8 protein-coding genes are annotated in these 10,737 nt (G+C 56.4%); 5 read left to right on the forward strand and 3 right to left on the reverse strand.

What is annotated here, in order from left to right; genetic code table 11:
• Nucleotides 1-3: 3 nt before the first annotated feature.
• Together EGK14_RS03220 and rhaB are read right to left on the reverse strand one after the other, a co-directional pair.
• A complete protein-coding gene (locus EGK14_RS03220; RefSeq protein WP_125287618.1) occupies nt 4-1,260 on the reverse strand; it encodes an L-rhamnose isomerase in 1,257 nt (418 codons plus the stop codon).
• Nucleotides 1,257-2,729: a rhamnulokinase gene (gene rhaB, locus EGK14_RS03225; protein ID WP_125287619.1), complete on the reverse strand. Its 1,473-nt coding sequence runs from the start codon at nt 2,727-2,729 to the stop codon at nt 1,257-1,259. The genes EGK14_RS03220 and rhaB overlap by 4 nt, the downstream gene beginning before the upstream one ends.
• A 300-nt stretch (nt 2,730-3,029) precedes the next feature.
• Between rhaB and rhaS the strand changes: the two genes are divergently transcribed.
• A complete protein-coding gene (gene rhaS, locus EGK14_RS03230) occupies nt 3,030-3,857 on the forward strand; it encodes an HTH-type transcriptional activator RhaS (protein ID WP_125287620.1) in 828 nt (275 codons plus the stop codon).
• A gap of 8 nt (nt 3,858-3,865) precedes the next feature.
• Complete coding sequence (gene rhaR / locus EGK14_RS03235; RefSeq protein WP_125287621.1) at nt 3,866-4,717, forward strand: HTH-type transcriptional activator RhaR; 852 nt, start codon at nt 3,866-3,868, stop codon at nt 4,715-4,717.
• Nucleotides 4,718-4,742: 25 nt separating this feature from the next.
• On the opposite strand, the gene rhaT is transcribed toward rhaR, so the two are convergent.
• Nucleotides 4,743-5,777: an L-rhamnose/proton symporter RhaT gene (gene rhaT / locus EGK14_RS03240; RefSeq protein ID WP_125287622.1), complete on the reverse strand. Its 1,035-nt coding sequence runs from the start codon at nt 5,775-5,777 to the stop codon at nt 4,743-4,745.
• A 338-nt stretch (nt 5,778-6,115) separates the two neighbouring features.
• Here rhaT and aldA point away from each other — a divergent pair, with 338 nt between their 5' ends.
• The 3 genes from aldA (at nt 6,116) to EGK14_RS03255 (ending at nt 10,591) form a co-directional block, all read left to right on the forward strand.
• Nucleotides 6,116-7,552: an aldehyde dehydrogenase gene (gene aldA / locus EGK14_RS03245; protein ID WP_125287623.1), complete on the forward strand. Its 1,437-nt coding sequence runs from the start codon at nt 6,116-6,118 to the stop codon at nt 7,550-7,552.
• 359 nt (nt 7,553-7,911) lie between these two features.
• Nucleotides 7,912-9,189 (forward strand): HAAAP family serine/threonine permease, encoded by a 1,278-nt coding sequence (locus EGK14_RS03250; protein WP_125287624.1) that lies wholly within the window; start codon nt 7,912-7,914, stop codon nt 9,187-9,189.
• A gap of 34 nt (nt 9,190-9,223) precedes the next feature.
• On the forward strand, nt 9,224-10,591 hold the full coding sequence (locus tag EGK14_RS03255) for an L-serine ammonia-lyase (RefSeq protein ID WP_125287625.1): 1,368 nt from the start codon (nt 9,224-9,226) through the stop codon (nt 10,589-10,591).
• Nucleotides 10,592-10,737: the final 146 nt, after the last annotated feature.

Below are 10,737 nucleotides of genomic sequence, written 5' to 3' on the forward strand. Positions count from 1 at the left end.
TCCTTAACGTTTGCTGAGAGTTTGTTGTTCATAATGGCGAACGCTGTCAAGCCAGCCTGCGCCCGCCGGGACATCGTGACGTACGCAGTACGCTTCCCACACGGCCTGCCACGGCAGCGATTTTTGTTCTTCCAGCAGGGCCAGACGCGCGGTGTAGTCGCCTTCCAGCTCCAGCTTTTTCAGTTTGCCCACCGGCTCCAGCAGCGCCCGCAGCAGCGCTTTTTTGGCGTTGCGCGTGCCGATAACCCAGGCGGCGATACGGTTGATGGAGGCATCGAAGAAGTCGAGACCGATATGCACTTTGTCAAACAGGCGCTGACGCACGATTTCATGCGCGATGGCCTGAGTTTCATCATCGAGCAGCACAACGTGATCGCTGTCCCAGCGTACCGGGCGGCTGACGTGCAGCAGCAGACGCGGCACGTACAGCATGGCGGTGGAGATCTTGTCGGAGATAACTTCAGTCGGATGGAAATGACCGGCGTCCAGCGTCAGCGCCGTCTGGCGGCTGGCGGCATAGCCCAGGCAGAATTCGTTAGAGCCAACGGTATAGCTTTCCGCGCCGATGCCGAAAAGCTTGCTCTCTACCGCATCGATATGGTGCGCCGGATCCAACTTTTCGCTGATGATCTCGTCAAGCGAGTTCGCCAGGCGTTCGCGCGGTGCAAAGCGATCGACAGGCAGATCCTTCATGCCGTCCGGGATCCAGATATTCATCATGGACGGTGTGCCCAGCTGCTCGCCAAACGCGGCCGAAATTTTGCGGCTGGCTTTACAGTGTTCGATCCAGAACTCACGGATCTCTTTATTGACGCTGGCCAGCGTAAAGCCGTTTTCGCTCAGCGGATGCGAAAAGCAGGACGGGTTGAAATCCAGCCCCAGGCCGTTGGTTTTTGCCCATTCCACCCAGTTTGCAAAGTGCTGCGGTTTGATTTCGTTGCGTTCGATCCGGCTGTCGCTTTCCAGATAAATGGCGTGCAGGTTCAGCCTTTTCGGGCCCGGGATCAGCGACATCGCCTGTTCCAGATCGGCGCGAAGCTCAACGGCCGTTCTGGCTCTTCCCGGATAGTTGCCGGTCGCCTGGATGCCGCCGGTCAGCGTGCCCTGAGGATTTTCAAAACCGCGGACATCATCGCCCTGCCAGCAGTGCATTGAGATCGGCAGCTGATCCAGCTGCTTCAGTGCGGCGTCTACGTCCACGCCTTGCTCGGCAAAGCGTGATTTTGCCAGTTCAAACGCCTGCTCAATTGCTTGGGTCATACGCATAGCTCCTTAACCGAATGTGTCAGTGACTGAAAAAGCGTCCAGCTGCGGCGGTAAGCGTCACTGGCCTGTGGGATAAAAGTGTTCAGCGGAAAATTTTGGCTGACCAGCTGGCGGAAATGGGTGACATCCCTGACGCTGCCGTGGGCGATCAGCTGGCTGCCGATATTACCGAGCGTGGAGGCTTCGACCGGGCCGGCGACCACCGGCATACCGCAGGCGTTGGCGCAAAGCTGATTCAGCAGCGGATTCTGGCAGCCGCCGCCGACGATGTGCAGCTGGCAGAAAGGCGCGCCGCGCACGGCGGCAAGCTCTTCCAGCACAAAGCGGTAATAAAGCGCCAGACTGTCAAAAATACAGCGAGCCAGCGCGGCGGCCGTGGCAGGCGTCGGCATCCCCTGTCCGGCGCAGGCGTCCTGAATTTCGCGCACCATATTGACCGGATTAATAAAGCGTTCATCGTTGGGATTGATAATCGACCGGCAGGCGGGCTGCGTTTCTGCCTTCCGCACCAGCGCCGGCAGATCGGCGATAGCCAGTTCACGACAGACGCGCTGCAGCAGCCAAAGACCCATAATATTTTTCAGCACGCGGTAGCGCCCCTCTGCGCCGCCCTCGTTGGTAATATTGGCGGCCAGCGCGGCGGCATCGTTATAGGGTTGCCGGCTTTCAAAGCCCATTAGCGACCAGGTGCCGGAGCTGAGCCAGGCGACGTTGTCCGTGGTGAGCGGCGCCGCCAGCACGGCGCTGGCCGTATCGTGCGTAGCGACGGCGATGACCGGTACGGACAGGCCGCTGTTAGCCTTCCAGTCACCAATTTTTACGCCGGGCGCGGTGGGCTTGCCGAACCAGGCGGGACTGGCACCCGTCCATTCCAGCAGCGCGTTATCCCACTCGCCGCTCTGGCTATTCAGCAGCTGCGTTGTGGTGGCGTTGGTGTATTCCCAGTTAAGCTTGCCGGTCAGGCGATAGTGGAAATAGTCCGGGATCAGCAAAGCGTGACGCACATCATTGAGCCATTCTGGCTGGCTCTCGCACAGCGCGCGCAGCTGATAAAGGGTATTGAAAGGCAGGAACTGGATTGCGGTGCGCTGGTAGATGGCTTGACGTCCCAACTCAGCGCAGGCCTTCTGCATTACGCCCCAGGTTCGGTCGTCACGGTAGGAAACAGGCAGCCCAATCCGCTCACCCTGCTTATTCAGCAGCACGTAATCCACGCCCCAGGTATCAATACCGATACTGTCCGGCACAATGCCCTGCTGAATCAGCTTATCCAGCGAAGCAAGGATAAAATGTTCCAGCGCATCCACATCCCAGCATTGCCGCTCTTCCCTGACGACCAGATTATTGACGCAGCGGGCGACCTCTTCCAGCGCCAGCTTGCCGCTTTGCAGATCATAGCGGGCCAGCATCACGCGTCCGCTGGATGCGCCCATGTCGATGGCAACACAATTTTTTAGACTCATGGCGATGGCTTCCTGTCTGTTTAGTGCCCCCTAGTCTAAAAGCCGCTGCTTTTGGCACCTTCCTGCCAGTGCCAGGCGCGATCCCTTGCTGGCAACAGGACAAAGGTGAACGTGAAGCAGCTCACATTTCCTGCTGAGACGCCGGCGAATTAACGGTGTGACGCGACGCGCACTTCCCAACTTGCCTGCGCACTTTCTTGAAAAACAAGCGGATTTACCGATGTTTCCGGTCAAAAAATCAAGACGGGTCAGGCATCGACGGCGGTAAACTGGCTGCAGAGTCACCCCAGGAGATGCGCCATGACCCTACTCCACAGCGTGGATTTTTTTCCCGGCGGCGGTTTGCCTGTCGCCATTGAACCTCGTATGCCGCAGGGCGCTTTCCCCGAGCATCATCATGAGGATTTTCATGAAATTGTGCTGGTCGAACAGGGTGCGGGGGTACACGTTTTCAACGGCGAGCCTCGTACGCTTTGCGGCGGATGCGTTTGCTTTGTGCGCGATCACGACCGCCATCTTTATGAAAAAACGGATCGTCTGATCCTGACCAATGTGCTTTATCGTGGGCCGGAGGCGTTTCGCTTTGTTACCAACATCCAGCATCTTTTACCTCAGGAAAAAGAAGGACATTACCCCTCGCACTGGCGTATCAGCGGCCGGGTGATGGACCAGGCGAAAACGCTGATTAAAGAACTGGGCGCGCCGGTAGACCCGAAACAGCCCGAAGCGCGGGCCGAGCAGGAGCTACGCTTTATGCAGTTGCTGGTGCTGTTGCGGCGCGGCTGCAGCGAGCAGCCTGGTGACGATCAAAGCGGGAGAATTCGCGGCCTGCTGGACTGGCTGGCCGACCATTACAGCGAGGAAGTGGACTGGGATGCGCTGGCGGATAAGTTTTCACTTTCGCTGCGCACGCTGCATCGTCAGCTGAAACAGCAGACGGGCAGCACGCCCCAGCGCTACCTTAATCGCCTGCGTCTGTTGCAGGCGCGGCATTTACTACGCCACAGTGAAATGCGTATTACCGATATCGCCTACCACTGCGGATTTGGTGACAGCAATCACTTTTCTACCCTTTTTAAGCGTGAATTTGGCTTTTCTCCGCGTACCATCAGGCAAAACGACCTGTGAGGTGACACGTGAGCAAGCCGCTTTGTCTGGCGAAAGCCGACTATTTTCCGTCCGGGCTGATGCCGGTCGCTATTGCCGACCGCGCGCCCCAGCAAACTTTCCCGTCCCATATTCATGAGTTCTGCGAGCTGGTGATCGTCTGGCGCGGCAACGGGCTGCACGTGATGAACGATCGCCCCTGGCTTATTACCTGCGGCGATCTGTTCTACATCAGCCCTGAAGACTGCCACAGCTATGAGTCGGTCAACGAGCTGGTGCTGGACAACGTGATCTATTGTCCGGAGCGCTTTCGTCTTGGCCTGGACTGGTCGCAGTTTCTGCCGCAGGAAAAAAAGGCCTGGCGGCTGACGACGCGCGGTATGGCTTTGGCGAGAAGCGTGATACAGCAGCTGGCGCAGGAGAGCGCCAAAAGCGATCGGCTGTCGCGTCAGCTGACGGAGGCGCTGTTTTTACAGCTGGTGTTGATCCTACAGCGTCACCGCTATGCGGCGGACGTTGCCTGGCAGCTGCCCGAGGGCGAACAGCTGGATCTGTTAATGTCGGCTATTCAGGGCCAGCTGGCCCATTTCGATCTTAGCGATTTTTGTCTCCAGCATCAGCTGTCGGAGCGCGCGCTCAAGCAGCTGTTCCGTCAGCAGACCGGCATGACGCCAGGCCAGTATCTGCGGCAGCTGCGCATGTGTAAGGCTAAATTTTTGCTGCGCAGCACGCCTTCGCTGATTGGCGACGTGGCCGCGCTGTGCGGCTTCGAGGACAGCAACTATTTTTCCGTCGTGTTTACCAGGGAAACCGGCATAACGCCCAGCGCCTTTCGTCAGCAGTTCGAGCAACACAGTCAGAAAAAAGCCGCCGCATGGTAAGCGACGTCTCCCTGTGGCATCCCGCTCAGGAGATCATCCCCAGGCCAACGATGTTGGCGGCAAGAATAATAACCAGACAGCCGCCGCACAGCACGCTGACCGGACGTCTGCCGACGTTCTTCCACTCTTTCAGCACCAGCCCGACCAGCCCTCCGCACAGCACGTAGAAACTCATGTGCAGCATCCAGCTGATAAAGTCATACTGCGCGGGAATACGGGCGTGGCCCCAGGCATAGAAGAAAAATTGCAGATACCACATGGTGCCGCCCAGCAGCGACAGCAGCAGATTGCTGACCAGCAGCGGTTTCGCTATCGAGAAATCCGCCTTTATTGACAGGCTGGACAGATTAGCCAGCCGGATAAAGCAGTAGCCCAGGTTAACCAGCGCGCCGCCGCCCATAATCACCACATAGCTGGGCAACGCGGCATATAAAGGATTGATGCCCAGTTCGAGCGCGGCGTCGTGCATCGGCCTGGCGGCGTTCATCGCAAACGACATGCCGGCGGAGAAGATCCCGCAGAACACAGCCAGCACCAGCCCTTTTTTAAGGTTAAATTCTTCCGCCGCAATGCCCATCGCCCGCTCTTTCAGCAGCCCGGCACGGGAAACAATCGCCACGCCGCACAGCGCTACCAGTACCCCCAGCAGCGTCAGCCGGCCGCCCGTGGAGCTGAACAGTTCGACAAATCGCCCCTGTAGCAGCGGCGTCATCAGCGTGCCGACTACCAGCGTTACGCCGATAGCAATCCCTATACCCATCGACATGCCCAGGTAGCGCATGGTTAAACCATAGTTAATATTGCCGATCCCCCACATTGCGCCGAACAGAAAAACAGGCAGCAGCTGCGCGAGCGAAAAAGAGCCGTAAAATTCCCAAAAATTGGGCAGCAGCGCGGCGCTGACGGCCCAGGGCAGAATAAGCCATGACATGATCCCGCCTACGGACCACATGGTTTCCCAGGACCAGTGACGCACTTTTTTAAACGGCGCATAGAAGCAGGCGGCGCTGGCCGCGCCAACCAGATGCCAGAAAATACCTGCAAAAATAAGGTGGCTCATGCTTTTTTCCTTCGTAGGAGGGTAAAATTCCCGGTAGGCTGAGTCTACGAAGGTTGCCTCTCTCCATACCTTAGGCTGGCTGCCTGCGCCAGCGTGAAAATGGCAAAATCCCCCCTCTTATCCCGTCTGCGATCACAGATACAGGTTATTCTGAAAACAGCCAATCTTTCCATTAACCTGCTGTTTATTCAGTACTCCTCATCAAATCTCTTTGCCTTTTTGCCAGTTTTATATGTTGCGTGGCGCTCAGAGAAAGGCGCCATCCCTCGCAATACAACAGCATAATCGCAACATTAAATTAACCAAAACTTAAAACACTATTTACGGAGGCTACGCCTGTGACGCGCCTGTATCATTGTTTTATTAACGGCCAGTTTGTTGAAAATCGCAGCGACCGCTGGATTGACGTGATTAATCCCGCTACCGAAGCGCTGCTGTGCCGCATCCCGCAAAGCGATAAAGAAGAGGCCGATCGCGCCATCAGTGCGGCCAAAGCTGCCCAACCCGCCTGGGAAGCGTTACCGGCCGTTGAACGTGGCCGCTGGCTGCGCCAGATTGCGTCAGGCATTCGTCGTCGTGAAGCTGAGCTGACCGCCACTATCGTGGCGGAAGGCGGCAAAACGCAGCAGCTGGCCCAAACGGAAGTGCTTTTTACCGCAGACTACCTGGACTATATGGCCGAATGGGCGCGCCGTTATGAAGGGGAGATCGTACAAAGCGATCGCCCTGATGAGACCATCCTGATATTAAAGAAAGCGATTGGCGTAACCACAGGGATCCTGCCGTGGAACTTCCCTTTTTTCCTGATTGCCCGCAAAGCCGCTCCGGCATTGATAACCGGCAATACCATTGTGATCAAACCCAGCGAGCTGACGCCGGCCAACGCGATAATATTTGCTGAAATCGTTGAAGAAATTGGGCTGCCGCCCGGCGTGTTTAATCTGGTAACCGGCTATGGGCCAGAGGTAGGACAGGCTCTGGCCGCCAACCCGCAAGTGGGGATGGTCAGCCTGACCGGTAGCGTAAACGCCGGGATCGCCACGCTGGAGGCGGCAGCGAAGAACGTCACCAAAGTCGCGCTGGAGCTGGGCGGCAAAGCGCCTGCCATCGTAATGAACGATGCGGATCTGGATCTGGCGGTAAAAGCCATAGTGGCTTCGCGCATGATTAATACCGGGCAGGTCTGCAACTGTACGGAGCGTCTTTATGTCCAGGAAGGCGTTTATAATGAGGTCGTGTACCGCCTGACGACGGCTTTTAATGCGGTCAGCTGCGGCGATCCCGCGCAGGACGACACGCTGGATATGGGCCCGCTGATTTCTGCCGACGCGCTGGCGCGGCTGGAGCACAAAGTGGCCCATGCTGTGGAACAGGGGGCGACTGTGGCGGCTGGCGGCAAACGCAAAGGCGACCGCGGGTTCTTCTTTGAGCCAACGCTGCTGACTAACGTACGCCAGGATATGGCTATCGTCCGGGAAGAGACCTTTGGCCCGGTGCTGCCGGTTATCCCTTTTGCAACGCTGGATGACGCGATCGCGCTGGCTAACGACAGCGAATATGGACTAACCTCCTCCATTTTTACCGAAAGCCTGAACACGGCGATGCAGGCAATAAAAAAGCTGCGGTTTGGCGAAACCTACGTTAACCGTGAAAATTTTGAAGCAATGCAGGGTTTCCATGCTGGCTGGCGTAAATCCGGCATTGGCGGCGCCGACGGCCGTCACGGTCTGGAAGAATATCTACAGACCCACGTCGTTTATTTGCAGGCACGCTGAATAACCAGGGCCGATGGTAGTCGGCCTTTTTTCACTCAAAAGTTATCACGTGCTTATAGTTCTGCGTCTTACATCCTCTTAATTAATTTTTAAATTATAAAATATATTATATTTTCAGCCTGGTTTTTATCCCTCCTGATTATTAACCCTCAACAAACCCTCTCAGCAAAATAATAAAGCGCGCGTTAAGGCTTTTTAATATCCGATGCGAGATCCGGATCACTGTTTATCCGGCATGTTCAGGTTAGCTTTCTTGCCGCCGCCTGGGTAGTTTAATATCGCGCTCGGGGCGGAATAACCCATACTAAATTTTGATAATCTGGCAGATTTTTAGATTATTATTTTAACCGGAGAGTATAATGCATATTCCTCAGGCAGCCGCAGAACCGCATGCCGCTACTACGTGGCGTAAAACCGACACCGTCTGGATGCTGGGGCTATACGGCACCGCCATCGGCGCAGGGGTGCTTTTCCTGCCGATCAATGCCGGCGTTGGCGGGCTAATTCCGCTGATTATAATGACCCTTCTCGCCTTCCCTATGACCTATTACGCCCACCGCGGGCTGACTCGGTTTGTGCTGTCGGGTAAAAGTCCCGGCGAAGATATAACGGAAGTGGTGGAAGAACATTTTGGTCGCGGCGCAGGCAAGCTGATAACCCTGCTCTATTTTTTAGCTATCTACCCTATTCTGCTGGTTTACAGCGTGGCGATAACCAATACGGTAGAGAGTTTTCTGACGCATCAGCTGGGGATGAGCAGCCCGCCGCGTATGGTACTGTCGCTGCTGTTGATCGTGGCGATGATGGCTATCGTACGGTTTGGCGAACAGACGATCGTAAAAGCGATGAGCGTGCTGGTTTTTCCTTTTGTCGCCGCGCTGATGGCGCTGGCCGTTTATCTGATCCCTCGCTGGAACAGCGCCGCGCTGGATACGCTTTCTTTTAATACGGCCAGCTCAGGCAGCCTGATGTTGACGCTCTGGCTGGCGATACCGGTAATGGTGTTTTCTTTTAACCATTCGCCGATTATCTCTTCTTTTGCCGTCGCCAAACGTCAAGAGTATGGCGCGGACGCCGAGCCAAAATGTTCCCGCATTCTGGCACGCGCACACGGCATGATGGTGCTGACGGTGATGTTTTTTGTTTTCAGCTGCGTCCTCAGCCTGACGCCGGCCGATCTGGCCGCGGCTAAAGTACAAAATATCTCCATTCTTTCTTATCTGGCCAATCATTTTAACGCCCCGGTTATCGCCTGGATGGCGCCGATTATCGCCATGATCGCTATAACAAAATCTTTCCTGGGCCACTATTTAGGCGCGCGCGAGGGCTTTAACGGTATCGTAGCAAAATCGTTGCGCTCCGTCGGGAAAGAGATCGAGCCGAAAAAGCTCAACCGCCTGACGGCGCTGTTTATGCTGCTGACCTGCTGGCTTGTCGCCACGCTGAACCCCAGCATTCTGGGCATTATTGAAACGCTCGGCGGGCCGGTGATCGCCATGATCCTGTTCCTGATGCCGATGTATGCGATCCGCAAGATCCCGGCGATGCAGCAGTATCGCGGCCATCTCAGTAACCTTTTCGTGGTGCTGGCAGGCCTGGTCGCCATTTCGGGTATTGTTTACTCGCTGATGAATTAATCGGCCGGGCCTTCTCCTTTCGCGCGGAGTTTTTATGATTAGCGTTTTCGACATGTTTAAAATCGGTATCGGGCCTTCCAGCTCGCATACCGTCGGGCCAATGAAGGCCGGTAAAACTTTTGTTGATGAATTAATCGCCCACCATCTGCTCCCTGACGCCACCTCGCTGGTTGTGGATTTATACGGCTCGCTTGCGGCGACGGGCAAAGGGCACAATACCGACACCGCTATTATTATGGGGCTGGCCGGCTGGTTGCCGGAAAGCGTCGATATTGATGCCATTGCGCCCTTTATGCAGCAGCTGGCAGCTACGGGTCTTCTTCCCGTGGCTGAAGGCAAACACAAAGTCGCCTTTCCGCTTGAGCAGTGCATGGTTTTTCACAGCGTGAATTTGCCGCTTCATGAAAATGGGATGCGTATTACCGCTTTTGCCGGTTCCCGGCGCCTGTTGACCAGAGTCTACTACTCCGTGGGCGGCGGCTTTATCGTTGATGAAGCGCATTTTCATCAGCCACGGCAAAGCGCCGTTGCGGTGCCCTGGCCCTATAAAAATTCCGCCGACCTGCGCCAGCACTGCGCCGAAACCGGACTGTCGCTTTCCGGGCTGATGATGCAAAACGAGCGGGCTTTACATTCTCCGCAGGAGTTGGATGCTTATCTGCTGCGGTTGTGGGAAGTAATGAGTAACGGCATTGCCCGCGGCATGACTACGGAAGGCATTATGCCAGGCAGTTTGCGGGTGCCGCGTCGTGCGGCAGCCCTGCGCCGCACGCTGGTCAGCAGCGATAAAACCAGCAGCGATCCCCTGGCGGTAGTTGACTGGATCAATATGTTTGCGTTGGCGGTCAGCGAGGAAAACGCTACGGGCGGCCGCGTGGTAACCGCACCGACCAACGGCGCCTGCGGTATTATCCCGGCGGTGCTTGCCTATTACGATAAGTTTATTCGTAAAGTCAACGCCGGGTCGCTGGCTCGTTTTATCCTGGCCGCCAGCGCTATTGGCTCGCTATATAAGATGAACGCCTCGATTTCGGGCGCGGAAGTAGGCTGCCAGGGCGAAGTGGGCGTCGCCTGCTCCATGGCGGCCGCCGGGCTGGCCGAACTGCTGGGCGGCAGCCCAGCCCAGGTTTGCATCGCGGCGGAAATCGGCATGGAGCATAATCTTGGGCTGACCTGCGATCCGGTGGCGGGCCAGGTGCAGGTACCCTGCATTGAGCGCAACGCCATCGCGGCCGTCAAAGCGGTTAACGCGGCACGGATGGCGCTTTATCGCGTCAGCGAGCCTCGGGTCTGTCTGGATAAGGTGATTGAAACCATGTATGAAACGGGAAAAGATATGAATGCTAAGTATCGTGAGACTTCCCGTGGTGGCCTGGCAATTAAAGTGGTCACCGCCAGTTAAGCCAGGGTTGGCTTAGCCTTATCGATCGCCGCCCTGTTTGGCCCGCGTCACAACCACGCGGGCTTTTTATCGCTTTTAGCAACGCGCGTGCCTGTCGCGTTTGGTTGCTACACATAGCCTGAAAGACGCATATCCGTTGTTTCAGG

This window comes from Erwinia sp. 198, assembly GCF_003937915.1.
Classification (GTDB): domain Bacteria; phylum Pseudomonadota; class Gammaproteobacteria; order Enterobacterales; family Enterobacteriaceae; genus Erwinia; species Erwinia aeris.

Excerpts from the sequence above, each read along its gene's own strand:
- EGK14_RS03220 (WP_125287618.1), bottom strand. The coding sequence starts at position 1,260 with ATGACCCAAGCAATTGAGCAGGCGTTTGAACTGGCAAAATCACGCTTT.
- rhaB (WP_125287619.1), bottom strand. The coding sequence starts at position 2,729 with ATGAGTCTAAAAAATTGTGTTGCCATCGACATGGGCGCATCCAGCGGA.
- rhaS (WP_125287620.1), top strand. The coding sequence starts at position 3,030 with ATGACCCTACTCCACAGCGTGGATTTTTTTCCCGGCGGCGGTTTGCCT.
- rhaT (WP_125287622.1), bottom strand. The coding sequence starts at position 5,777 with ATGAGCCACCTTATTTTTGCAGGTATTTTCTGGCATCTGGTTGGCGCG.
- EGK14_RS03250 (WP_125287624.1), top strand. The coding sequence starts at position 7,912 with ATGCATATTCCTCAGGCAGCCGCAGAACCGCATGCCGCTACTACGTGG.
- EGK14_RS03255 (WP_125287625.1), top strand. The coding sequence starts at position 9,224 with ATGATTAGCGTTTTCGACATGTTTAAAATCGGTATCGGGCCTTCCAGC.